Here is a 24,088-nt window from a genome sequence, read left to right as displayed (position 1 = left end):
GCCGCCGGGTCAAAGACTCAAAACAACACCGTGCTCTGAGTAGAATAAGAAAATGTGGGGAGGCGGAAGGTCCAAAGCCCCGCCTAGAACAAGTTGACGCAATGCTGGCCGCGCCTTTGCGAGCATCGGACGAGCTTTGCCTTGTGTCAAATAAACCGGGGAAGAAAGGGAGGCGTTCGTGCAGCGCAAGACATCTGCGATTTCCGCGATGGTGGCGACGGCTGCCGTGGCCGGTCTGGCTTTGACCGCACCGGCGCAGGCGGCTGATCTGGTCGACTACAAGGTGGTCGACGACTGGACCATTCCCGAGAGTCTGACGGGCCAGCCGGGCGATCCGGTCAACGGCAAGGTGGTCGCCATCGATCGCAAGCTCGGCAACTGCCTGAGCTGTCACAAGATGCCCATTCCCGAGGAGCAGTTCCACGGCGAGACCGGGCCGTCGCTCTGGGGCGTCGGCAACCGATACGAGCCCGAACACCTGCGGCTGCGCATTGTGGATTCGAAGGTCATCAACCCCGAGACCATGATGCCGGCGTTCTACAGGGTCGAGGGACTGCACATGGTCAAGGACGGTTTTGAAGATCAGCCGATCCTGACGGCGCAGCAGGTGGAAGACGTCGTCGCCTACCTGATGACGCTGACGGAAGAAGAACCGCAGACGAACTGAGGACGACCCTACCGTGTCGCGAGACGCGAGCACCGGGCCCGCACTGAAGGCGGGTCGCGAACCCTCGCGCTCGTCCGGGGAGACTTGGAAGAAAGGTCAAGGAAAGATGAAGATGATGTCCAAGGCGATGAGCCGCCGACAGGTGTTTTTCTCCATCGGTGGCGTGGCCGCCGCCGGGGTCGGCATGACCCTGATGCCCGGCCTGGCGAAGGCCAGCCCGGAAGAGGTGCAGAAGGCGATCAAGGAAATGATCGGCGACACCACGCCGCAGGAAGGCAAGGTGTCCCTGGACCTGCCGGAAATCGCCGAGAACGGCAACACCGTACCCGTCGGCGTGTCGGTCGACAGCCCGATGACGCAGGACAGCTACGTCAAGGCCGTGCACCTGATGGCCGACGGCAATCCCTCCCCCGAGGTGATCACCTTCAAGTTCACCCCGCAGTCGGGCCGCGCCGAGGCCTCGACCCGGATGCGCCTGGCGCAGACGCAGAACGTGGTCGCCTTCGCCGAAATGAGCGACGGCTCCGTCTATCGCGCGGCCCAGCCCGTGAAGGTGACCATCGGCGGCTGCGGCGGCTGATCGGGCAGGGCCGGCCGGCCTGACCGCCGGGTCCGGCGACAGACATCATGGCGGCCGTTCCGCCTGAACACGCAGAGGCGTGAGGCGGCCGCGACAGGACAAGTTCGGAGGTTTTACAATGGCCAGCAAGCCCCGCGTGCGCGCGCCCAAGTCCGCTTCCAAGGGCGAGGTCGTCGAGATCAAGACGCTGATTTCCCACAAGATGGAAAGCGGCCAGCGCAAGGACAGCGACGGCAACGTCATCCCGCGCCAGATCATCAACCACTTCGAGGCACGCTTTAACGGCGAGCCCTTCTTCATCGCCGAGATCGAGCCGGCGGTGTCGGCCAACCCCTATATTTCCTTCTACCACCAGCCCCAGGAAAGCGGGGAGTACGAGTTCGTCTGGAACGACGACGACGGCTCCACCTACTCCAAGAAGAGCAAGCTGACGGTCGAAGGCTGATCCCGCTCGCGGGGCGGGGCCGCCGCGCAACACGGCGCGCCCCCGGCCCGTCCACCACCGGCCGAGCAACGGTCGGGGCGAAAGAAAGAACGACCGGGGAGGTTAACCATGAATACCACTTTCAAGGCCATGGCCGCCGCCATCGCGCTCGGCCTTCCGGCCCTGGCGCTGACCACGGGACCGGCGTTCGCCGATGAGATGGCGGAAGGCAAGTGGGGCGAATACCAGGTGGGCGACAAGCGGTCCGGCTACACCTATGCCGGACCGGAAACCCGCGCCATGCAGGACGACGAGTTCCAGAACCCCGCCATGCTCTGGCTCGACACGGGCATGAGCGAGTGGGAAAACGCGGCCGGTGACGCCGGCAAGGCCTGCGCCGACTGCCACGGCGACGCCGAGGAAAGCATGGCGGGTGTGGCGACGAAGTATCCGGTCTATTCCGAAGAGACCGGCAAGATGATGAACCTGGAGCAGCGCATCAACTTCTGCCGCACCGAGAACATGCAGGCCGAGCCCTACAAGTGGGAAAGCGACGAGCTGCTGGGCATGACGGCCTACGTCAAGAACCAGTCCAAGGGCATGCCCGTCGACGTGTCCATCGACGGTCCGGCCAAGGAGTTCTGGGAAAAGGGCAAGGAGTTCTACGAGACCCGCCGCGGCCAGCTGGACCTGGCCTGCACCCACTGCCACGTGGACAACGCCGGTAACCTGATCCGCGCCGAGACGCTGAGCCAGGGCCAGGGCAACGGCTTCCCGCTGTATCGCCTGAAGTGGCAGAAGGTGGGCTCGCTGCACCGCCGGTTCCGCGGCTGCAACAACAACATCCGCGCCGAGAAGCTGCCCTACGGCTCCGACGAGTACACGAACCTGGAGCTGTACGTGACCTGGCGCGGCAACGGCCTGCCCATCGAGACGCCGGCCGTGCGCAAGTGACGCAAGGCATCGCCTGACCAAGGCGGGCGGGGCGGGATGCCTTCACGTCCCGCCCCGCCAACGGCAGGCGACGCCGACCGATCTTCAACCATAGACCGAGACGACATGAGCCCGGGCCGCGAACGCGCGCGCCCGAACCGGGGAGGCTTGTCCAGAAATGCTGTTTACCCGACGCGATTTCCTTCGCGCCACCGCCGCCACCGCCATCCTCACTGGCGCCGGCACCGTGAGCCTGGGGCGCACCGCCTATGGTCAGTCCAAGATGATGACCCAGGACGACCTGCTGCGCTTCACGCCCAAGGGCCAGGTGACGCTGCTGCACGTGACCGACATGCACGCGCAGCTCAAGCCCGTCTACTTCCGCGAGCCGTCCGTGAACCTGGGCGTCGGTGAAGTCGCCGGCAAGCCGCCCCACGTGGTCGGGCCGGAATTCCTCAAGATGTTCGACATCGCCCGCGGCACGCCCGAGTGCCACGCGCTGACCTACGTCGACTTCGTGGACCTGGCCCGCCAGTACGGCAAGCTGGGCGGCGTCGACCGGCTGGCGACGCTGATCAAGGCCATCCGCGCCGAACGCCCGGACAACACCCTGTTCCTGGACGGCGGCGACACCTGGCAGGGCAGCTACACCTCGTACCACACCAAGGGCGAGGACATGGTCAAGGTGATGAACGCGCTGACCACCGATGCCATGACGGCGCACTGGGAATTCACCTACGGCCAGGACCGCGTGCAGGAGCTGATCGACCAGATGGACTTCCCCTTCCTGGCGGGCAACGTCATCGACGCCACCTGGGAAGAGGCCGTCTTCGACAGCACCAAGATGTTCGAGCGCGGCGGCGTGAAGATCGCCGTCATCGGCCAGGCCTTCCCCTATACGCCCATCGCCAACCCCGGCTACATGATCCCGGACTGGTCGTTCGGCATCCGACCGGAAATGGTGCAGGAGCACATCGACAACGCCCGCGCCAACGGGGCGGAAGTGGTGGTGCTGCTGTCGCACAACGGGTTTGACGTGGACCGCAAGCTGGCGGGCATGGTCGACGGGCTGGACGTGCTGCTGACCGGCCACACCCACGACGCCTTGCCGCGCGCCATCGACGTCGACGGCACGCTGCTTATCGCGTCCGGCTCGCACGGCAAGTTCCTGTCGCGCCTGGACCTGGACGTGAAGAACGGCAAGGTCGCCGACTACACCTATCGCCTGATCCCCGTGTTCTCCGACGTCATCACGCCGGACCCGGACATGGCGAAACTGGTGGAAGAGGTGCGCGCGCCCTTCGCGGCCGAGATCGACCGGGTGGTCGGCACGACGGACTCGCTGCTCTACCGCCGGGGCAACTTCAACGGCACGTTCGACGACCTGATCTGCCAGGCGCTGCTGGAGGAACGCGACGCCGAGATCGCGCTGTCGCCGGGCTTCCGCTGGGGTGCGACGCTGCTGCCGGGGCAGGAGATCACGGTGGACGACATCCACTCCATGACGTCGATCACCTACCCGGAAGCTTATCGTTCGCAGATGAAGGGCGAGATGCTGAAGACGATCCTGGAGGACGTCGCCGACAACATCTTCAACCCAGACCCGTTCTACCAGCAGGGCGGCGACATGGTCCGCGTCGGCGGCATGGGCTACACGATCGACGTGGACAAGCCCATGGGCAGCCGCATCAGCAACATGACCATGCTGAAGACGGGCGAGCCCGTCGACCCGTCCAGGGAATACACGGTCGCCGGCTGGGCCTCTGTCAACGAGGGCACGGAGGGGCCGCCCATCTGGGACGTGGTCACCAACTACATCGAAAAGCACAAGACCGTCGAACTGGCGCCCAACGACAGCATTCAGGTGCGCAGCTAAGGAACCGCACCGGCGCGGCCGCCGACCGAGCGCGGACGGCGGCCGCCTTGAAAGCACGTGATACCGGGGAGACATCGGCCATGACTGGCCTGGACGATATCGACACGCGCGCCCCGGCGCCGGGGCGTGGCGGACCCAATGCGGCCCGCCCACGCGCCCGCGCGGCCCTGTCAGGGGGCGATGTAGACCCAGCCGTCCAACTGGCGTTCCACGATGGCGGCGATGCCGGCCTGCACCCATTCGACGCCCTCGATCAGGTCGTCGGGTGCGCGGTCGGTGGTGTCCATGGTGTTCTTGCAGCCGATGTATTCGATGTTGAACTTCAGCTGGTTCTCGATTCGCTCGGCGACGGGGCTGTCCTTGTACAGCGCCTTCATGCCGTCGCCATAGGCGACGATGGCGAGCTGGACGTTATCGAACCCGTAGAATTTCTGCAGGTTGATGGCGTTCCACAGCACGTTGTTGACCGTCTTCTCGTCGTCGCTGGTCAGTTGCAGCATGATCTTGCGCGGGGTGTCGAACCCCGGCGGCGGATCGGCGAACTCCAGCTCGGCCGCCTGGGCCGGGGCGAGGGGAACGGGCGCCGCCAGCATCAGCGCGGCGACCGCCACAAGGCCGCCCGTAACGCGGCGGCGAGCGATTTTCTTCGTCATGTCAAGCACCTGCGGGCCTCCCTGGATGGCGGCCCGGAGGATTGTCCGCCGCCGCTGCCGCGCTCGACGATCGAATGCGCGGCATGGCGGCGCGGGCGGGCCGCTGAGCGACATGGTGGCCCAAAGCGCGACGCACTTCCAGCCCGACAATCGGACATACGACACAAGCCAGATCACATTCCAGCGAGCCCCGCTCGCCACAGTTCAGGATCAGGGAGGACATGAGCATGAAAAGGGACGCGACGCCCGTCGGGCGGACCCAGACGCCGGCGCCCGAGGCGCCCGTCGCCGACACCGGCCGACGCAACTTCCTGCGCCGCAGCGCGGCCGCCGTGGGTGCCGTGGGCGCCGCCGGGCTGGTCGGCGGCAAGGCGTTCCCCGCCGGCGCGGCGACCATGGCCGAGGCGAACCCGGAGAACCTGCCGCCCAACGTGCCGGAGTGGAACAAGTACCTGGGCTATTCCGTGGACTGGCAGCCCTACGGCCTGCCGTCGGAGTACGAGAAGGACGTGGTGCGCCGGTCGGTGGAGTGGCTGACGGCGACCCGCGAGGCGTCCATCAACTTCACGCCCATCCAGGACATGCACGGCTTCGTCACCCCCAACGGTGTCTGCTTCGAGCGTCACCACGGCGGCGCGGCCATCGTGAACCCGGTGGACTTCCGGCTGATGATCAACGGCCTGGTGGACAAGCCGCTGGTCTTCACGCTGCAGGACCTGATGCGGATGCCGTCGGTCAGCCGCTTCTACTTCCTGGAGTGCGCGGCCAACAGCGGCATGGAGTGGCGCGGCGCCCAGCTAAACGGCGTGCAGTTCACCCACGGCATGATCCACAACGTCCAGTACACCGGCGTGCCGCTGCGCACCGTGCTGGAGGAGGCCGGGGTCAAGCCGAACGGCAAGTGGATCATGGCCGAGGGCGGTGACTCGGCAGGCATGAACCGCTCCATCCCCATGGAAAAGGCGCTGGACGACTGCATGCTCGCCTGGGCCATGAACGGCGAGGCGCTGCGGCCCGGCAACGGCTACCCGCTGCGCCTGGTGGTGCCGGGCTGGGAAGGCAACATGTGGGTGAAGTGGATCCGCCGCATCGAGGTGGGCGACAAGCCCTGGTTCGCCCGCGAGGAAACCAGCAAGTACACCGACCTGATGCCCAACGGCAAGGCGCGGCTGTTCACCTGGGAGATGGACCCCAAGTCGGTCATCACCTCTCCGTCGCCGGAAAAGCCGGTCCTGCACAAGGGCCTGAACCAGTTGCGCGGCCTGGCGTGGTCGGGGCGCGGCAAGGTCAAGCGCGTCGACGTCTCGCTGGACGGCGGCCGCAACTGGCAGGAAGCCCAGCTCGACCAGCCGGTGCTGGACAAGTCCATGGTCATGTTCCGCATGCCGTTCGAATACACCGGCCAGGAACTGCTGATGCAGTCGCGCTGCATCGACGAGCACGGCGTGGTGCAGCCCACCATGCAGGCGCTGCAGAAGGTGCGCGGCACCCATTCCGTCTACCACAACAACTCCATCCAGACCTGGCTGGTGAACAAGAACGGGGAGGTTGAAAATGTCCGTCTCGGTTAAGACGCGCCTCATCGCGGCCACGGCCGGCGCTGTCGTCGGCCTGGGTCTCGCCACGGCCGCCTGGGCCGGTGACGGCCTGAAGCTCGGCCTCGGCACCGAAGCCACGCCCGAACAGGTGAAGGGCTGGAACATCGACGTCCGGCCCGACGGCAAGGACGCGCCGGTGGGCCAGGGCGACGCCATGGAAGGCGAGGAGGTCTACCTGGAGCAGTGCGCCCACTGTCATGGCGAGTTCGCGGAAGGCGCGGGCCGCTACCCCGTGCTCATGGGCGGCGAGGGATCGCTGGCCGGTCCCAACCCGGTGAAGACGCCGGGCAGCTACTGGCCGCACGCCTCCACGCTCTACGACTACATCTACCGCGCCATGCCGTTCGGCAACGCGCAGTCGCTGACGCCGGACCAGACTTATGCCCTGACCGCCTTCATCCTGTGGGTGAACAACGTGGTCGAGGATGATTTCGTCGTCAGCAACGAAACCATCGGCAGCATCGAGATGCCCAACGCCGACGGCTTCATCGAGGACCCGCGTCCCGATGCCCAGCCCGAGGTGGTGTGCATGAAGGACTGCGACGTCCCGACGGAAATCGTCGGCCGCGCGGCGCAGATCGATGTGACGCCGGAGGATGGCGGCGGCGTGGCCGTGGACTGACACGGCCGACCGACGTCACTTGAGCCCGTCGGATTTCCCCGGGTCCGGCGGGCTCTTGCCGTGCGCGCGCAGGATGCATTCCCCTGGCTTCCCTGGCGTTGTTGTGCGCCGCGAGGACAGGTGATGCTTGAAGGAATAACGAACACCCCCAGGCCGCCGGGAGATGCCTGCCATGCGACTGTCCGAAGATCAGGTCGCGCGTTTCCGTGACGAAGGCTACCTGTTCCTGCCCGACACGTTCTCCGCCGACGAAACCGCCGTCCTGCGGGACGAGGCCGCCCACGTCTTCACGCTCGATCGGGAAGAGGTCTGGCGGGAGACCAGCGGCGTCGCCCGCACGGCCTTCGCCGCCCACACCTATTCCGAACCGTTCCGCCGCCTGGGCCGACACCCGCGCCTGATCGAGCCGGTGATGCAGTTGCTCGACGGGCAGGTCTACATGCACCAGTACAAGATCAACGCCAAGGCGCCGTTCGACGGCGAGGTCTGGCAGTGGCACCAGGACTACGGCACCTGGAAGAACGACGACGACATGCCCGAGGCGCGCGCCATGAACATCGCCGTGTTCCTGGACGACGTGACGGTGGCGAACGGGCCGCTCATGGTCATCCCCGGCAGCCACAAGGCGGGCGTGCAGGAGGCCGGGCACGACCTGGAGACCACCAGCTATCCGCTGTGGACGCTCGACCGCGCCAAGGTGGCCGAACTGGCGGAAGCCGGCGGCATCGTCGCGCCCATGGGCAAGGCGGGGTCGGTGTTGATGTTCCACTCCAACCTGGTGCACGCCAGCCCGCCCAACATCAGCCCCTTCGGCCGGACCATCGTCTATCTGAGCCTGTGCGAGGTGGAAAACCACATCCGCCGCTTCAAACGCAAGGAATGGATCGCCCACCGCGACTTCACGCCCATCGAGCCCCTGGACGATGATTGCCTGGCCGAGCTGGTGGCGGCACGGCGGCGGGGAACGGCGGCGGAGTAGGCGGCGTCGCGCGCCGCTGCCGCGCCGCATGATGAAACTTCGCCACCCGAGGCGGTGTCCCTGCGTTTTTCATGCAGGTTCACCCAGAAACGGGAGGTATTCCCATGGCTGATCGTCCGACCGACGAGCCCCGCCCGAAGACGGACACGGACAAGGCCGTTCCGCACGAGAGCCCGCCGAACCAGCCGCGCCCGTCCACCTCCACCGGGGCCGCGACGGAAACCACCAGCGCGCGCAAGGGCCTGGGCGCCGAAGGCGAGCCGCCCAAGAGCAAGACCCTGCGCACCACCCTGATCGTGCTGGGCGTGGTGATCGCGGTGGTCATCATCGTGGGGCTGTTCGCGTGATTTCAGAGCGGTTTCCGGCCACGCCTGTGGACGGAGACCGCGAACAGGGTCCCGGAGCCGAAGGCGTGTGCGGAGTACACAGCGTCGGTTTTGGCGCCTGCGCCGAAACCGAAAAGCATCATAAGGGGTTCCGAACCGGGGCGAGACGCACGATCTTGTGGGAAAGCGCACCGACGCCACCCATAGGAGACCACCCATGGCGCCCCGGCCCGCCCCCGATCACAAGAACCCGGCCTTTCTCGGCCGTTGTGTCGACCAGGCGATGGCGCGCAGCCGCGCCGACCTGGTCATCAAGAACACCCGCTTCCTGAACGTCGTCACCGGCGAGGTCGCCGAGGGCGACATTGCGGTCTGCGGCGACCGCATCGTCGGCACCTATGAGTCCTACGACGGCGCCGAGGAAATCGACGGCCGCGACCTGGTCTGCGTGCCGGGCTTCATCGACACGCACGTGCACTGCGAGTCCACCCTGGTCTCGCCGATGGAGTTCGACCGCTGCGTCCTGCCGCGCGGCACCACCACCGCCATCTGCGACCCGCACGAGATGTGCAACGTGCTGGGCGGGACCGGGCTCGACTACTTCACCCGTGCCGCCGAGGGCACGGCGCTGGATCTGCGGGTGCAGATGTCCTCCTGCGTGCCGGCGACTCATCTGGAAACCTCGGCCGCCACGCTGTCGGCAGCCGACCTTCTGGCCTTCCACGGCCATCCCAAGGCGCTGGGGCTGGCGGAGTTCATGAACGTTCCGGGGGTGCTGAACAAGGACCCCGGCGTCATGGAAAAGCTGGCGGCCTTCCAGGACGGCGTCATCGACGGCCATTCGCCGCTGGTCAGCGGGCGCGACCTCAACGCCTACCTGTCGTGCGGCATTCGCAACTGCCACGAGACGACCACGCTGCCCGAGGCCATGGAGAAGCTGCGCAAGGGGATGCAGCTGCTCATCCGCGAGGGCACGGTGTCCAAGGACGTGGACGCTTTGACGCCGGCCCTGACGGCGGAAACCTCGGCCTTCTGCGGGTTCTGCACCGACGACCGCAATCCGCTGGACATCCACGAGGAAGGCCACCTGGACCACGTCATCCGCCGCGCCATCGCGGGCGGCGCGCCGCTGGCCCACGTCTACCGCGCGGCGACGTGGTCGGCGGCGCAGGGCTTCGGGCTGGCGGACCGGGGGCTGATCGCGCCGGGCCGGCGGGCGGACATCGTGCTGCTCAACGACCTGGCGACCTGCGACGTCCACTCGGTGATTTCCGCCGGCCGCCGGGTGACGCCGGAGCTGTTCGAGGACCGGCCGGCGGTGGCGCCCGTGGGGCTGGACAGCATGAAGCTGCCGCCCGTGCGGGCTGAGGATTTCGCCGTTCCCGCCAATGGCCCGTCGGGGCCGGTGATCGGGGTCGGGGCGGGGAAGATCGTCACCGAGCACCTGACCATGGACCTGCCCTACAAGGCCGGCCTGCGCCACCCCGACGTGGCGCGCGACGTGCTGAAGGTCTGCGTCCTGGCGCGCCACGGCATCAACCGCAACATCGGCCGCGGTTTCGTGAAGGGCTTCGGCCTGCGCGAGGGCGCGCTGGCGTCCTCGGTGGGGCATGACAGCCACAACGTCTGCGTGGTCGGCGCCTCCGACGATGACATGGCGGTCGCGGTCAACCGCCTGCGGCAGCTGGGCGGCGGCTTCGTCGCGGCGCGCGACGGCAAGGTGCTGGGGGAACTGGCCCTGCCCATGGCGGGGCTCATGAGCCTCAAGCGGTTCGAGGACGTGCGCGAGGACCTGATCGCCCTGCGTGACGTCGTCCGCGCCATGGGCTGCGGCCTGCCGGAGCCGTTCCTGCAACTGGCCTTCCTGCCCCTGCCGGTGATCCCTCATTTGAAGATCACCGATATGGGACTGGTCGACGTGGACAGGTTCGAGCTGATCGCGGCGTGAACAGTGTTGCCCAGCTTCCAGGCGGGCAGGAAAAGCGAAGAGCATCTCGGAAGGGAGCGTGCCAGTGCGGGCCACGCCGGCGGTGGGCCCCTGCTCTCGCAGGGGCGACGGTTTTTTTTCAAGATGTTGTTCTAAAAGACAAAAATAACCGTTATTCCTGCGAAGGCAGGAATCCACGTACGGTGCTACCCGTCCTGCCGAGTTCTCATCGGGGACGGTTTACCGAGGCCGCTCCCGCTTATTCGGCCGCCTCGGGCGTCTCGGCCGTGCCCGTGCGCGCCTCCCGCATGATCGCCCGCATGCCATCGCGGGCCTCGGCCACCGTCACGGCGCCGTCGTCGTTGGTGTCCAGCTCCTTGAAGCGGGCCAGAAGTTCCTCCTGGCTGACGGCGCCCGAGCCGTCGGTGTCCATCACCTCCAGCAGCCGCTGCAGCCTGGCAGTGCCGCCGCCGTGCATGTCCTTCATGCCGTGATGGCCGCCATGTTTGCCGTAGTTGCCATGCATGCCTCCATGCATGCCGGAATGACCACCCTGCATGCCGCCATGCCGGCCCATGCCGCCGCGCTGGTCCATCATTTCGGCGCGCATCTCGGCGCGGGCGGCCTGCATCTCCTGCACAGTGATCGTGCCGTCGCCGTCGGCGTCGGCCTTCTGGAAGCGCTCGGCGTGCATGGCGTCGGCCTCGGCGCGACTGACGGCCCCATCGTTGTCGGTATCGGCGGCGGCGAAGCGCGGCGGCACGCCGTCGGGCCCGCTTCCCACGCCCTGGGCCAGGGCCGGCGCGGCGGCGGCCAGGGTGGCGGCGGTGGTGGCGATCATCAGGGTCTTGCCGAAGGTCTTCATGGAAACGTCCTCTTTCGATGTGGGTCGATGAGGGGACTGTGCCGGTTCTACGTAACGCCCGTGCGTCCGCGCCTGTATCAGAGGGTAACAGCCGGTCACAGCGGCGACCGCAGCGCCTCCACGATCCGGCCCGAATAGGGCGCGACCACCGCGACGTCGGCTTCCGGCGCGTTGGCGAACAGGCTGAGGGCCATCAACAGCCCTTTCAGCTTCATGCGGTCCTCGGCGGTGATCTGGGGGTTGGTCTCGATCTCCCGCTGCGCTTCGGCGAGGGCGTTGTCGGCCTGGTCGGTGCGGCTGGCGAGCACGCCCAGCGCCTTGGTGACCCGGTTGGCGACGCCTGCCCAGGCTTCGGGCGTGTCGAACCCGTGGCGGCCCACCGTGGCACCCATGGCGGTGTAGGCGTCGGAGCCGCGCAATTCCTCGACCACCAGGGCGAAGGGATTGCCCGACAGGGCAGAGGGCTTGAGCACCTTCGGCGCCACGGCGCGGGTGGCCTCGTCATGCTGTTCCGTCCAGGCGCGCATGGCGGGGATGGAGGCGACGAAGGCTTCCATGGTGCGGTCGGTCAGGGCCGCGCGTTCCTCCTGCGCGGCCTGGGCGGCCGTGGGCGCGAGGACCGACGCGCCGGGAAGGCTGGCGGCGACGCCCGCCACGAGTGCTGCGGACAAGGCGAGGGCGGTCAGGCGGCGGCAAAGGCGCATGGGCGCGGTCTCCAATCTGCGGTCGGGTCCGGTCCGGGTGGGGCGGGTCGGCGTCCACCCTGCCACGCGACCGTGGCGATCGGAAGGCGGGCCGCCGATTATTCCTCCTGCGATCCCAACGCTTCGGCTAGCTGCTCGGCGTAGGGAGTGACGGCCTCAAGGTCGCCCTCGGGCACGTTTCGCATGGCTGTCGCCATCCCCACCGAGGCCAGGATCTGTTCCTTCTCCGCCGCCGAGAGGTTGGGGTTGTTGAGCACCTGCCGGCGTGTCTGGTCCAGTTGGTCGGGGGTCGGGCCGCTTTCCTCCATCTGCAGGGCGGCCAGGGCACGGATGACACGGTCTGCGGTCACAGCCCACTGCTCGGGCTCGGTGAAGCCGTGGGCGCGGATGGTGTCGGTCAGCTCGTCGTAGGCCTGGCTGCCCTGGATGCGCTGGAGCCCGACGCTGAAAGGCTCGGCGGCAAGGGTTTCGGCGTCGAAGCGGCGCTCCGTCAGGGCGCGCGTCTCCTCGTCCTGGCGCATGGCCCAGATCTGCACGTCGGGGATGGAGGCCATGAACGCCTCGATGTCCGAGCCCGTCAGCGGCACGACCTCCTTCACCGCCTTGCCGCCGTTGCCGTTGCCGTTCCCGTTGGCGGCGGCGGCCGCTGCTCCCGCTCCCGGAGCGGCCTCCTGGGCGGCGATGGCGGCGGGCGGGCCGGCCAGCGCAAGCGCCGCCGTCCCGGCGATCAGGGCGGCGGCGGCGATGGAACGGGTCTGCGGCATGAACTCCTCCCAAGCCTGGGTCACGAGTCGGGGCGGCGTGCTCCCCAGATAGGGCGCCGGCTGCGGTCGCACAGCCCGCCGGGGGTGGTACGACGACGCCTGAAGCCTTTCCCGATCGGTCAAAAGCGCGAAAGGTGAACGGGGTCGCCGAGCCGAGGGCGTGTGCGACACAGGGCGACCACGCGCCGAACCGCGTCAGAGCGTAAACCGGTCTAGGACGGGGTCGGCGCCTGCCGCTCGCCCCGCATCTTGCGGCGGCGCATGAGGCCTTCGGCCACCGCGCGGCACAGCAACGCCCAGGCGGCGCCGACGCTCCAGCCGGCCAGCACGTCCGTCGGCCAGTGCACGCCGAGATAAACGCGCGACACGCCCACCAGGACCGCCAGGGTCAAGGCGACGCCGATGACGTAGGCCTTTACCCGACGCCCCGGTTGCACGGCGGCGATCAGGGCGCCCAGGGTCAGATAGGTGACGGCGGACAGGGTGGAATGGCCGCTGGGGAAGGACAGGGTATGGACGTCCACCAGGTGCGGCACCAGGTCGGGGCGGGCGCGGTCGAACAGGGCCTTGAGCCCCTGGCTGATGACCATGCCGCCGCCGACGGCCGCCACCACCAGGGCCGCGGCGCCGCCGCGCCGGATCAGCAGCAGGTATCCCACGGTAATCAGGGTGAACAGTGTCAGGACCGGATAGCCGCCCAGGGCGGTGATGTCGTTGGCGCTCTGCTCCACCCAGCCGGGGCCGATGGGGTCGGACAGGTCACCCTGCGCGCGGAAGAAGTGCAGCACCTGGACGTCGAAGGTGCGCGTCTCGTTCTCCGCCACCTCGTCGGCGATCATGCCGAACGCCCAGATGGCGGCGAAGCCCAGCATGAGGGTGACAAGCCACCTGGCCTCGCGCCGCAGCAGGATGGCGGCGTCGGGGACGCGGGCGATAATGTGGCGAAGGGCCGTGTTCATGCTCCCGAAACGCGCACTGGGCGGCGGGAGATGCGGGGCGGCCGGATTTCCGGCGCCCCGCCCGATGCGTTGTCAGACGTTGAACAGGAAGTGCATGACGTCGCCGTCCTGCACGACGTATTCCTTGCCCTCGGCGCGCATCTTGCCGGCTTCCTTGGCGCCGACCTCGCCGTTGCAGGCCACGAAGTCGTCGTAGGCGATGGTCTCCGCGCGGATGAAGCCGCGCTCGAAGTCAGTGTGGATTTCGCCGGCGGCCTGCGGCGCGCGGCTGCCCTTGCGGACCGTCCAGGCGCGGGCTTCCTTGGGGCCGACGGTGAAAAAGCTGATGAGGTTCAGAAGGTCGAAGCCTGCCCGGATGACGCGCGACAGGCCCGTTTCCTCCAGCCCCATGTCGGCCAGGAAGGCCTGCTTTTCCTCGGCGTCCTCAAGCTGCGCGACCTCTGCCTCGATGGCGGCCGAGATGACCACGCTGGCTGCGCCCTGCGCCTTCGCCATTTCCGCGACCTTGGCCGACAGGGTGTTGCCCTCGGCCGCCGACTCCTCGTCGACGTTGCAGACATACAGGATCGGCTTGGCCGTCAGCAGCTGAAGCTGGCGGAAGATCTTCAGCGCGTCCATTTCCTTGTCATCGGGACGGAACAGGCGCGCCGGCCTGCCGTCGCGCAGGCCGTCCAGGATGGGTTCCATGACGGCGACCCACTCCTTGGCCTCCTTCTCGCCGGACTTGGCCTTTTTCAGCAGCGGCTGGATGCGGCGCTCCAGGCTGTCCAGGTCGGCGAGCATCAGCTCCGTCTCGATGGTCTCGGCGTCCCGCAGCGGGTCGATGGAGCCGTCGACGTGGGTGATGTTCTCGTCCTCGAAACAGCGCAGCACCTGCACCACGGCGTCCGTCTCGCGGATGTTGGCGAGGAACTGGTTGCCCAGGCCCTCGCCCTTCGACGCGCCGCGCACCAGGCCGGCGATGTCGACGAATTCCAGTTGCGTGGGGATCACCTGCTTGGACTTGGCGATCTCGGCCAGCTTGTCCAGGCGCTCGTCGGGCACGGCCACGCGGCCCACGTTCGGCTCGATGGTGCAGAAGGGGAAGTTGGCGGCCTGGGCGGCGGCCGTCGACGTCAGGGCGTTGAAGAGGGTCGACTTGCCGACGTTGGGCAGGCCGACGATGCCGCAGTTGAAACCCATGGTTCTCAGGACTCCGTGTCGGGACCGCCGGACGAACCGGTCAGCTTCGCCTTCGCCTTCGCCAGTGCCTGGGCCAGCGCGCCCTGGGGCTCGGGGGTCTTGTCGGGCGTGGCGGCAGCGGCGGGAGCGGCGTTCGGTCCGGTCTCTGTGTTCTGTTTGGTCTCCGCCGTCACCGGGGCGGGGCGGGGCGGTTTCTCGGGCTTGGGCGGCTGGGTCTCGACGGTGACCTTGTTCATGAAGCGGCCTTCGTCGCCCTTGACCATCAGCGGCATGTGCGTCGCCACCGACTCCAGCAGCGGCGTCAGCCACGCTTCCTCCGCCTTGGAGAAGTCGTGCAGGACGTACTTCGCCACCTGCTCCTTCCCCGGCGGACGGCCGACGCCCAGGCGCACGCGCCAGTAGTCCTTGCCGATGTGCTGATCGATGGAGCGCAGGCCGTTGTGGCCGGCGTGGCCGCCGCCCTGCTTGACGCGGATCTTGCCGGGGGCCAGCTCGATCTCGTCATACAGCACGATGACGTCGCGTGGCAGGATCTTGAAGAAGCGGCAGGCGTCTCCGACCGACTGGCCGGACAGGTTCATGTAGGTCATGGGTTTGAGCACCATCACCTTTTCGCCGCCGATCATGCCGTCGGCGTAGTCCGCCTGGAACTTGCTCTTCCACGCGGAAAAGCCATGGCGGCGGACGATCTCGTCCGCCGCCATGAACCCGATGTTGTGGCGGTTCTTGGCGTATCCCGCGCCGGGATTGCCCAGTCCGACCACCAGTCTCATCGGTCTCTCCCGTCGTTCGGGGCTTACTCTTCGCCTTCGCCTTCGCCTTCCGCGGCGGCCTCGGCCTCGGCGGCCTTCAGGCCGGACGGCGCGGCGATGGTGGCGATGGTGAAGTCACGGTCGGTGATGGTCGGCGTCACGCCGGCCGGCAGCTTGACGGCGCTGATGTGCAGGCTGTCGTTGACGTCCAGGCCGGTCAGGTCGCACTCGATGGTCTCCGGCAGGCCGGTGGCCTTGCCCTTCACCTCGACCTCGTGGCGCACGACGTTCAGCACGCCGCCGCGCTTGATGCCCGGGGACTTCTCCTCGTTAACGAAGCTGGTGGGAACGCTCACCACCACTTCCTTGTCGGCGGAGACGCGCAGGAAGTCGACGGCCTGCGGATCGTCGGTCACCGGGTTGAACTGCACGTCGTGAACCATGACGGTCTCGGAGTTGCCGCCCTCGACGTTCAGGGTGAAGACCCGGGTGTTGAAGCCGGACTTGTGCAGTTCCGCGATCAGCGGGCGCGGGTCCATGGCGACCAGTTCGGTGGGCTGCTTGTTACCGTAGACCACGCCGGGCACGAGGCCGGCTCGACGGGTCGCACGGGCTGCCCCCTTACCGGCCCGATCGCGTCGAGAGACGTTCAGGGTGTTTTCGTTGGCCATTGTTCGAAAGCTCCTTTAGGGCCTGACAACGTCATGGGCCTCCAGGGGTGCCCAAGACGCCGAGCCCCGCACGGCGACCGGCGGGGCATCGAAAGCAGCGTATCTATACCGGATGGGCCGACATGGCAACCGCCAATGGGCGGATTCACCAGAGGCGGGTGACGCCGAAGGCATCCAGCGCGGTGTCACGCGAAACCAGGACCATATTCTCCAGCAGCGCCTGCGCCGCAATCATGCGGTCGAATGGGTCACGGTGAGCGCCGTCCATACGTCCCGCGTGTTCGGCATGGGGGAAGGTGACTGGCAGAGTCGTGAAGCGGGCGTCTGCGACGGCCTGGACAACGTCGAACGTTCAATGCGGGCTCTTTTCCAGTTTTCCCAATCGGATCAGCGTTGCAATTTCCCATGCCGTGGCTGCGCTGACGAAAGTTGTGTCAGTTGATGCTTCGATTTCTGCCACGGCAGCGGGCGAAAGGCGTCGACTGCCCTCCAGCCACCAGATGAAAGCGTGGGTGTCGAGCAGGAGCCTTACGAGCGCCCTTCCCACAGACGCAGCTCTTCCTCCGGCAGCGGGTCAAGAATGCTGTCATCGCTATGGATCAGCCCCTTGTAGATGCCGAAGGTGCTGCGCCGCCCACCTTCGGGCTTGGGCCCGCACGGCGTGACCGACGCGACCTCTTCGTCGCCGTCCTTCAGCACGACCTCGTTGCCCTCCCGCACGCTTGCCATGAGGTTTCGACGTCAAGGTCCTTGGCCTGCAGAAACACCTTGCCCATTGCCGGGCCTCCCTGGAGTCGCCTTTACGCCTAATATGGGGCGCTTCCCGATCCGCCGTCAAACGGCGGCCTTACTGCAACTGCTCGCGCACCGCCGCCGCGCGGGCGCGTTCTTCCCGCAGCGCGCGGGCAGTGGCAGGGATGGCCGAGAGCGTCCCGCCAAGCTTCAGGGCATCGCGCGGCGCGACGTAGAGATCCATCCGGCCCGACGGATACTGGTAGCCGGTGATCCGCACCGCGCACCCGGCATTGCGGACACCGTGGACGGCCAGCGACAGGCCCTCCCACTTGCCGCTGGCGCCGATGGCGGTGTAGTGGCCGACATGCTTCTCGACGGTCACGTTCTCGGTCTCGATGGTGCGGCACCAGTCGAACGCCTTGCGCGCGCCCTCGGTGAAGGCCGCCCACTTGGCGCCGGGCAGGTCGATGCCGTTGCTCATGGTGAACCAGCGTGACCGGAAGGTGGCAGCGCCCGCCAGGGTGGTCTCGACACCGATCTCGGTGTTGAACAGGCGGCTTGTCGCGCTGTTCATCATTGAAATCTGGAGATCGGGGTTGGGCGGCTGGGTCGCGGCCGGCACTGTCGCCAGCACCGTCACGCCATCGCGCACCGGCGCAGCCCAGGCGCTGCCCGGAATGGCCAGAACCGCCGCCAGAAGAACCGCCCGCCACGACATCGTCCACCCCGCCAAGGAAAACGCCCCACACTGCTTGCCAGCAGTATGGGGCGTTCAGCCGTTGCGGGTCAAACCCGTTGTCGCTCGCGCGTCAGTCGAACAGGCTGGAGACCGAGCGTTCGTCGCTGATTCGGTCCACCGCCTCGGCCAGCAGGGGGGCGACGGTGATCTGGCGGATGTTGTCGGCGAGGCGCACGGCCTCGGTCGCCTGGATGGAGTCGGTGACCACCAGTTCCTTGAGCGGGCTGGAGGTCACGCGGGCCACGGCACCGCCCGACAGCACGCCGTGGGTGACGTAGGCCGAAACGCTGGTGGCGCCGGCGTTCATCAGGGCGACGGCGGCGTTGCACAGCGTGCCGGCCGAATCGACGATGTCGTCGACCAGGATGCAGTTGCGGCCCTTCACGTCACCGATGATGTTCATCACCTCGGAGACGCCGGCGCGCTCGCGGCGCTTGTCGATGATGGCCAGGTCGGCCTCGATGCGCTTTGCGATGCCGCGCGCGCGGACCACGCCGCCGACGTCCGGGGAGACGACCATCAGGTTCTCGCCCTCGTAGCGGTCCTTGATGTCCTGGGTGAACACCGGGGCCGAGTACAGGTTGTCGAGCGGAATGTCGAAGAAGCCCTGGATCTGGCCGGAGTGCAGGTCCATGGTCACCACGCGGTTGGCGCCGGCCTGGGTGATCAGGTTGGCGACCAGCTTGGAGGTGATCGGCGTGCGCGGGCCGGTCTTGCGGTCCTGGCGGGCGTAGCCGAAGTAGGGGATGACGGCCGTGATGCGGCGGGCCGAACCGCGGCGCAGCGCGTCCAGGCACACCAGCAGTTCCATCAGGTTGTCGTTCGCCGGATAGCTGGTCGGCTGGACGACGAAGACGTCCTCGCCGCGCACGTTCTCCTGGATCTCGACGAAAACCTCCATGTCGGAGAAGCGGCGGATGCTCGCGTGCGTCAGTTCCAGGTGCAGATAAGCCGCGATGGCTTCGGCGAGAGGACGGTTGGCGTTACAGGCGAGGACTTTCATGGGATGGCGGTTCCCGGGGCGCTGGACAGGGGGGCGAAGCGAAAAGCCCGGGGGCGGGGGCTCCCAGGCGCGCGGACTTTAACAACCGCCCCCCCGGGTGTAAAGCCGTGTTCACCGGCGTGTCATGGTGCCCTGGCAAGGGTTTCCGGCGGCACGCAGTCCCGCCGACGCCGGGCGTCAGTCGGGCCCCTCGTCCTTTTGCCCATGAACGCGCCGCAGAAGCGGCACGATCCCGTCCACCGCATTGCCGGCGATCAGGAAGGCCAAATCCGGCCAGTCGCGCAGGGCGTAACCGCGGGGCAGCACGTTTTCCTGCTTGACCGTGCCGATTTCGGCGCCGTCAGGCGTCATGACGCTCCACACGATGCGGATGCGTTCCCGCTGCTCGATCTCTGGCGTGATGGAGACGAGGGCGGCCAGCGCCGCGTCGGCCGTTCCGGCATCGGCGGCGATGGGGGCGCCGACCTGCCGCAGGACCGACGCCGCCGCGCGGGCCATCACCTCGTTGTTGCTGCCGCCGCCCGGCGCGCCGGTGACGGGCAGGATTTCCACCCGCGGCAGACCGGCGACGCCCGGCGTCGTGGTGCCGCCCGGGCCGGGCAGGGGCTCGATGCCGTCCAGAAGGCCCAGCGGCTGCCCGTCCGGCACGGGCACCCGCGCCTGTTCGGCGGCGGCGAGCGCGGGAATGGCGGCGGCGACCACGGCGTCGGCGGCGGCGGCCAGGGCCTCGGCCTCGTCCGGTCCGGCGGGCGCGGCCGTCCACAGGGCGCCGGGCACGCGGCCTCGCGCCTGGGTGATCATCAGCGGCCGGCCCGACCCGTCCCGCAACTCCAGCCCGAGGATAACCGTCAGCGTGTCGGAGCCGTCATCGGCAGCCAGGTCCAGGAGGGAGGAGATGACGCGGTGCTCGCCGTCGCGCGGAGCATCCACGTCGGCGGGCACCTCGGCGGCGGCCAGCCCGCGCGCCACGGCGGCGGCCAGGGCCCGGGCGACGGCGGCGGGGGCGCCGTCCGTCGGGGGTACGGCCACGACCGATCCCGTCACCGGCCGAGCGAGCCGCGCATCAGGCGGCGCGGCGTCGCGGGCGAAGGGGCGGGGCGGATCGGCGCAGGCGGTCAGGCCGAGCGTCAGCGTCAGCGTCAGCGCCAGAAGCGCGCCGGCCATGATCCTCTGGACGGCGGGCCGGAGTCGCGCGTGTCGGCGGAGCATGGCGACGGCGCGCGCCCGGTCAGCGTTCCAGCGCGATGGCAGACAGCTGGCGGCCGTACTGCGCCTCGCCGCGCAGGGTGTTGCGGCGGTAGCTGAAGAAGCGGCCTTCCTCGCGGAAGGTGTCGCAGGGGGTGGGCATGACCATGGTGATGCCGATCAGCGCCAGCCGGCGGGCGACGTAGCCCGGCAGGTCGAAGCGGTAGTGGCCCTCGCGCCCCGACGGGCTGAAGTAGTGCTCGTTGTTGGAGTCGTGCTCGATGAAGCGCGGCGGGAACTCGGGCCCCACCTCGTAGGAGCGCTGGCCGATGCACGGGCCGATGCCGGCGATGATGCGGTCGAGCTTCGCGCCCTGTTCGACCATCACCTCGACGGTGCGGTCCAGGATGCCCTCCAGCGCGCCCTTCCATCCGGCATGGGCGGCGGCGACGACGCCCGCCTGGCCGTCGGCCAGCAGGACCGGCGCACAGTCGGCGGTCAGCACGCCGACCGCCAGCCGCGGCACGGTTGTGACCAGGGCGTCGGCCACCGGGGCATTCTCGCTGTCCCAGGTGCCCTTCTCGACCACCAGGACCTCGGTCGTGTGCTGTTGGGCGGCGGTGGCGAGGGCCTCGGGCGGCAGCTCCATCCGTTCCATGGCGATGGCGCGGTTCTTGCGCACGTTGGCCGGATCGTCGCCGGAGCCGAAGCCGCAGTTCAGGCTCTGGAAGGGGCCCGTTGAAACACCGTGATTGCGCGTGAAATAGGCGTGGCGAACGTTCGAAAGCGCGTTGAGCGCGGAGACGGTAATCATGTGGAGCCTGATCCCTCAAATCCCGGAAGGGGCGGCAGGGCCGGATCGGCCAGAGCCAAGACCTTGAATAAGGTGCCCATTTCCGTGGGATCAATCAAGCGATGTAAGGCCTTTCGCACGTCGGCTGCTTGCTGCGGTGCGGCATTCTGAGCCAGCACGTCGGCCCGCTGCACGATGCCCAGAGCCTTGAGGAACGCGCCCTGATCCACCGGGCCGGAGGCCGTCGCACCGCCCGCCTCGCCGGCCTCGGCCAGGGCCTGGAAGTCGACGTGGGCGGTGATGTCTGCGCAGCCCGGGTCCACCAGCACCGGATGGAACTTGTGACGCTTGAGGGCCTGCACGCTGTCGCCGGCGGCGGACTGCGCATAGCCGTAGTCGACGGCCAGCATCACGCCGCCCTGCTCGGCCAGCCGCGCGCCCAGGTCGCGGGCGATGGCGCCGGCGGCGGGGCACAGTTCGACGATGGAGCCGGGGCCGGCGGCGCGGGCATGGTCCGGCAGGTCCGCCGCGTCCACCTCGGGTCCGGGCGTGAAGGCGTAGGCTCCTTCCTCGTTCACCGTCACGTGGCGCTCGTGCCAGCCGTGGATGGCGCGCTGGCACTGGCGCACGGGCAGGGCATCGAAGAACTCGTTGGCGATGACGATCAGCGGCACGTCGCGCGGCAGTTCGGCGATGTCGTCGTGCCACCGGGGCGCCACACCGGACTCCGCCAGGGTTCGCGCCTGGATGGCGCGCAGCGGGCGGGAGCGTTCAACCAGGTGCACCGAGGCCGATTGGCGGAAGGGCGGCAGCAGGCGGGCGGCGCGCAGCACGTCGGACATCAAGGTGCCGCGCCCCGGGCCCAGCTCCACCAGGGCGACGCGCCCCGGCCCGTCCATCAACTGCCACGCCACGGCGCACCACAGGCCCAGGATCTCGCCGAACATCTGGCTGATTTCAGGGGCGGTGGTGAAGTCGCCGGCCAGGCCGAAGACGTCGCCGCGGCCGTAGTAGGCGGCCACGGCCTCGGCCATGTAGGCGTCGAAGGGGATGGAGCCTTCGGCGTCGATGCGCGCGCGCAGCACGCTGTCGGGATAGGGGTCGGTGTCGCGTCGGACGCCGGTCATGCCTCACGCTCTTTGTCGTTGGCGGGTGCGGATTCGGGCGCCGCCCGGAAGCGGCCGGAGGCCGCCATGACGGCGATGCCCAGCAGGATCATGGGCAGGGACAGGAATTGTCCCATGCTCAGCCCCGCCGCAAGGGTGCCCAGGAACGGATCGGGCTCGCGGAAGAACTCCACGGCGAACCGGGCGAGGCCATAGCCGGCCAGGAACGCCCCGGCGATGAAGCCCTTGCGGGCGCGGATGGCCGGGATGCGCCACAGGATGTAGAGCACAGCGAACAGCACCAGCCCTTCCAGGACCGCCTCGTAGAGCTGGCTGGGGTGTCGTGGCACGTCGCCGGCGCCGGGAAAGACCATGGCCCACGGCACGTCGGGCGCCGGGCGGCCCCACAGCTCGTTGTTGATGAAGTTGGCGATGCGGCCGAAGAACAGGCCGATGGGCGCCGCGGCGCACACCAGGTCCGCCACGCGCAGAAACGACAGCTTGTGCCGCCGCGAGAACAGCCAGATGGCCGCCAGCACGCCCAGAACGCCGCCGTGAAAGGCCATGCCACCCTGCCAGACCTGCACGATTTCCAGCGGGTTCGCCAGGTAGTACCCCGGCTTGTAGAACAGCACGTATCCCAGGCGCCCGCCCAGCACCACGCCCAGGGTCGCCCACACCAGGAAATCGTCCACCTGTTCGCCGGTGGGCGAGTCCGAGGTGCGCTTGGCCAGGGCGCGCACGTACCACCAGCCCAGCAGCAGGCCGGTCAGGTAGGCCAGCGCGTACCAGCGGATGGCCAGCGGGCCGATCTGGATCGCGATGGGGTCGATGACCGGGTAGGTCAGGGCAAGGGTTTCCACGGTGCGGTCTCTTCCGGCGGCAGAAATGAACAGGGACGGGGCGGAGGCGGAGCGCGCCGGCGCCGCCCCTTTACTTGTAGCGGTCGGCGGCGTGCAGGAACCCCTGCACGTAATCGGTCACGCCGTCTTCCAGCGACGTGAAGGGCTTGTCGTAGCCGGCGTCGCGCAGCCGGGTCACGTCGGCTTGCGTGAAGTACTGGTACTTGCCGCGCAGCTCCACCGGCATGTCCTTGTAGCGGATGTTGGGCTCTTTCCCCAACGCGCGGTAGACGGCCGATGCCAGATCAGCGAAGGAGCGCGCCTTGCCGGTGCCCACGTTGAACAGCCCGTTGACCTGCGGATTGTCCAGCAGCCACATCATGACGTCCACGGCGTCGCGCACGTAGACGAAGTCGCGCAACTGCCCGCCGTGGGGATAGTCGGGGTTGTGGCTCTTGAACAGGTCGAAGTGCGCGTCGGCCGCGGCGTGCGGGTAGACCTGGCTGACAACGCTGGACTGCGGACCCTTGTGGTATTCGTTGGGGCCGTAGACGTTGAAGAACTTGAGGCCCGCCCACTGCGGCGGCGCCTCGCGCTTTTCCATGACGCGCCGGGCGATGCGGCGGTCGAACAGGTGCTTGGACCAGCCGTAGGCGTTCAGCGGGCGCAAGGACGCCAGATGCGCCGGCGTCATGGCGTCGTCGAACCCCTGCGACCCGTCGCCGTAGGTGGCGGCCGAACTGGCGTAGATCAGCCGCACGCGGTTGACCGTGCACCAGCGCCACAGCGCGATGGACAGGTTGAAGTTGTTGTCGACGATGCGGTCGGCGTCGCGCTCCGTGGTCGAGGAGATGGCGCCCATGTGGAACACCGCCTCGATGCGGGTGCGGTGGCCGTCCAGGAAGTCGAACAGCGCGTCCGGGTGGACGATGTCGGTCAGTTCCCGCTTGGCGACGTTGCGCCACTTGTCGGTGTCGCGCAGGCGGTCGACGACCACAAGGTCGCGGGCCCCGCGCGCCTCCAGGGCGGCGAGAATGTTGGAGCCGATGAAGCCGGCGCCGCCGGTCACCACGTACATGCGGACCCTCCCAAACTTGCGCGGGCCCGGCGTGGCGCGATCGTCGCGTCCGGCCGGGCCGTCCGGTTATAGGCCGCGCGGGGTCGGGCCGCAAGGCGTGGGCGGTTGCGAAGGCCGCGCGGCGT

Annotated in this window: 26 protein-coding genes and 1 pseudogene; 10 read left to right on the top strand and 17 right to left on the bottom strand. The window is 68.2% G+C overall.

Annotated elements, in window-relative coordinates; translation table 11 throughout:
• Positions 1-178: 178 nt before the first annotated feature.
• The 5 genes from soxX (at position 179) to soxB (ending at position 4,480) form a co-directional block, all read left to right on the top strand.
• Entirely contained in the window at positions 179-667 is a 489-nt protein-coding gene (soxX, locus tag C882_RS19690; RefSeq protein ID WP_009542442.1) for a sulfur oxidation c-type cytochrome SoxX, read from the top strand.
• Positions 668-779: 112 nt separating this feature from the next.
• The gene (soxY, locus tag C882_RS19685) at positions 780-1,247 is read left to right on the top strand and encodes a thiosulfate oxidation carrier protein SoxY (protein WP_009542441.1); all 468 of its coding nucleotides are present in this window, start codon (positions 780-782) and stop codon (positions 1,245-1,247) included.
• Between the two features lie 118 nt (positions 1,248-1,365).
• Positions 1,366-1,692 (top strand): thiosulfate oxidation carrier complex protein SoxZ, encoded by a 327-nt coding sequence (gene soxZ / locus C882_RS19680; protein WP_009542440.1) that lies wholly within the window; start codon positions 1,366-1,368, stop codon positions 1,690-1,692.
• A 108-nt stretch (positions 1,693-1,800) separates the two neighbouring features.
• Positions 1,801-2,625: a sulfur oxidation c-type cytochrome SoxA gene (gene soxA / locus C882_RS19675; protein WP_009542439.1), complete on the top strand. Its 825-nt coding sequence runs from the start codon at positions 1,801-1,803 to the stop codon at positions 2,623-2,625.
• Between the two features lie 157 nt (positions 2,626-2,782).
• The gene (gene soxB, locus C882_RS19670) at positions 2,783-4,480 is read left to right on the top strand and encodes a thiosulfohydrolase SoxB (RefSeq protein ID WP_009542438.1); all 1,698 of its coding nucleotides are present in this window, start codon (positions 2,783-2,785) and stop codon (positions 4,478-4,480) included.
• A 170-nt stretch (positions 4,481-4,650) separates the two neighbouring features.
• On the opposite strand, the gene C882_RS19665 is transcribed toward soxB, so the two are convergent.
• On the bottom strand, positions 4,651-5,133 hold the full coding sequence (locus C882_RS19665) for a DsrE family protein (RefSeq protein ID WP_160166799.1): 483 nt from the start codon (positions 5,131-5,133) through the stop codon (positions 4,651-4,653).
• Positions 5,134-5,354: 221 nt separating this feature from the next.
• Here C882_RS19665 and soxC point away from each other — a divergent pair, with 221 nt between their 5' ends.
• The 5 genes from soxC (at position 5,355) to ade (ending at position 10,606) form a co-directional block, all read left to right on the top strand.
• Positions 5,355-6,704, top strand: a complete 1,350-nt coding sequence (gene soxC, locus C882_RS19660; protein ID WP_236262719.1) for a sulfite dehydrogenase — start codon at positions 5,355-5,357, stop codon at positions 6,702-6,704.
• The gene (locus tag C882_RS19655; protein ID WP_009542435.1) at positions 6,688-7,353 is read left to right on the top strand and encodes a c-type cytochrome; all 666 of its coding nucleotides are present in this window, start codon (positions 6,688-6,690) and stop codon (positions 7,351-7,353) included. The genes soxC and C882_RS19655 overlap by 17 nt, the downstream gene beginning before the upstream one ends.
• A gap of 172 nt (positions 7,354-7,525) precedes the next feature.
• Positions 7,526-8,332, top strand: coding sequence for a phytanoyl-CoA dioxygenase family protein (locus C882_RS19650; RefSeq protein WP_009542434.1), 807 nt, complete (start codon positions 7,526-7,528; stop codon positions 8,330-8,332).
• A gap of 104 nt (positions 8,333-8,436) precedes the next feature.
• Positions 8,437-8,679: a hypothetical protein gene (locus tag C882_RS19645; RefSeq protein ID WP_009542433.1), complete on the top strand. Its 243-nt coding sequence runs from the start codon at positions 8,437-8,439 to the stop codon at positions 8,677-8,679.
• 196 nt (positions 8,680-8,875) lie between these two features.
• Positions 8,876-10,606 carry an adenine deaminase gene (gene ade, locus C882_RS19640; RefSeq protein ID WP_009542432.1) on the top strand — a complete coding sequence of 577 codons (1,731 nt, stop codon included), beginning with the start codon at positions 8,876-8,878 and terminating at the stop codon, positions 10,604-10,606.
• Positions 10,607-10,844: 238 nt separating this feature from the next.
• Here ade and C882_RS19635 read toward each other — a convergent pair whose 3' ends face one another.
• The 16 genes and pseudogenes from C882_RS19635 to rfaD form a co-directional block, all read right to left on the bottom strand.
• Positions 10,845-11,450 (bottom strand): EF-hand domain-containing protein, encoded by a 606-nt coding sequence (locus tag C882_RS19635; protein ID WP_009542431.1) that lies wholly within the window; start codon positions 11,448-11,450, stop codon positions 10,845-10,847.
• Positions 11,451-11,545: 95 nt separating this feature from the next.
• Positions 11,546-12,154: a hypothetical protein gene (locus tag C882_RS19630; RefSeq protein WP_009542430.1), complete on the bottom strand. Its 609-nt coding sequence runs from the start codon at positions 12,152-12,154 to the stop codon at positions 11,546-11,548.
• A 98-nt stretch (positions 12,155-12,252) separates the two neighbouring features.
• On the bottom strand, positions 12,253-12,918 hold the full coding sequence (locus tag C882_RS19625; protein ID WP_009542429.1) for a hypothetical protein: 666 nt from the start codon (positions 12,916-12,918) through the stop codon (positions 12,253-12,255).
• Positions 12,919-13,130: 212 nt separating this feature from the next.
• Complete coding sequence (locus C882_RS19620) at positions 13,131-13,877, bottom strand: phosphatase PAP2 family protein (protein WP_009542428.1); 747 nt, start codon at positions 13,875-13,877, stop codon at positions 13,131-13,133.
• A gap of 72 nt (positions 13,878-13,949) precedes the next feature.
• On the bottom strand, positions 13,950-15,059 hold the full coding sequence (gene ychF, locus C882_RS19615) for a redox-regulated ATPase YchF (protein WP_009542427.1): 1,110 nt from the start codon (positions 15,057-15,059) through the stop codon (positions 13,950-13,952).
• A 5-nt stretch (positions 15,060-15,064) separates the two neighbouring features.
• Positions 15,065-15,832, bottom strand: coding sequence for an aminoacyl-tRNA hydrolase (gene pth, locus C882_RS19610; RefSeq protein ID WP_009542426.1), 768 nt, complete (start codon positions 15,830-15,832; stop codon positions 15,065-15,067).
• A 23-nt stretch (positions 15,833-15,855) separates the two neighbouring features.
• Positions 15,856-16,482 (bottom strand): 50S ribosomal protein L25/general stress protein Ctc, encoded by a 627-nt coding sequence (locus tag C882_RS19605; protein WP_043646615.1) that lies wholly within the window; start codon positions 16,480-16,482, stop codon positions 15,856-15,858.
• Between the two features lie 145 nt (positions 16,483-16,627).
• Positions 16,628-17,029, bottom strand: a pseudogene (locus C882_RS25845) (type II toxin-antitoxin system VapC family toxin).
• Entirely contained in the window at positions 17,011-17,211 is a 201-nt protein-coding gene (locus tag C882_RS19600) for a hypothetical protein (protein WP_009542423.1), read from the bottom strand. The pseudogene C882_RS25845 and the gene C882_RS19600 overlap by 19 nt, the downstream one beginning before the upstream one ends.
• Before the next feature lie 118 nt (positions 17,212-17,329).
• Complete coding sequence (locus tag C882_RS19595; protein WP_152415422.1) at positions 17,330-17,950, bottom strand: hypothetical protein; 621 nt, start codon at positions 17,948-17,950, stop codon at positions 17,330-17,332.
• 76 nt (positions 17,951-18,026) lie between these two features.
• A complete protein-coding gene (locus C882_RS19590) occupies positions 18,027-18,959 on the bottom strand; it encodes a ribose-phosphate pyrophosphokinase (RefSeq protein WP_009542421.1) in 933 nt (310 codons plus the stop codon).
• A 177-nt stretch (positions 18,960-19,136) separates the two neighbouring features.
• Positions 19,137-20,123, bottom strand: a complete 987-nt coding sequence (locus C882_RS19585; protein ID WP_009542420.1) for a hypothetical protein — start codon at positions 20,121-20,123, stop codon at positions 19,137-19,139.
• Positions 20,124-20,187: 64 nt separating this feature from the next.
• A complete protein-coding gene (pgeF, locus tag C882_RS19580; protein ID WP_009542419.1) occupies positions 20,188-20,958 on the bottom strand; it encodes a peptidoglycan editing factor PgeF in 771 nt (256 codons plus the stop codon).
• Positions 20,955-22,064 (bottom strand): class I SAM-dependent methyltransferase, encoded by a 1,110-nt coding sequence (locus C882_RS19575; protein WP_009542418.1) that lies wholly within the window; start codon positions 22,062-22,064, stop codon positions 20,955-20,957. Before C882_RS19575 ends, pgeF begins: the two co-directional genes overlap by 4 nt.
• A complete protein-coding gene (gene lgt / locus C882_RS19570) occupies positions 22,061-22,906 on the bottom strand; it encodes a prolipoprotein diacylglyceryl transferase (protein ID WP_009542417.1) in 846 nt (281 codons plus the stop codon). Before lgt ends, C882_RS19575 begins: the two co-directional genes overlap by 4 nt.
• Before the next feature lie 70 nt (positions 22,907-22,976).
• Positions 22,977-23,963, bottom strand: a complete 987-nt coding sequence (rfaD, locus tag C882_RS19565) for an ADP-glyceromanno-heptose 6-epimerase (protein ID WP_009542416.1) — start codon at positions 23,961-23,963, stop codon at positions 22,977-22,979.
• Positions 23,964-24,088 lie beyond the last annotated feature (125 nt).

It is taken from the genome of Caenispirillum salinarum AK4 (genome assembly GCF_000315795.1).
Lineage (GTDB): Bacteria > Pseudomonadota > Alphaproteobacteria > Rhodospirillales > Rhodospirillaceae > Caenispirillum > Caenispirillum salinarum.
The sequence above is the reverse complement of the archived record's forward strand: the minus strand, read 5'-3'. Positions and strand labels throughout refer to the sequence as shown.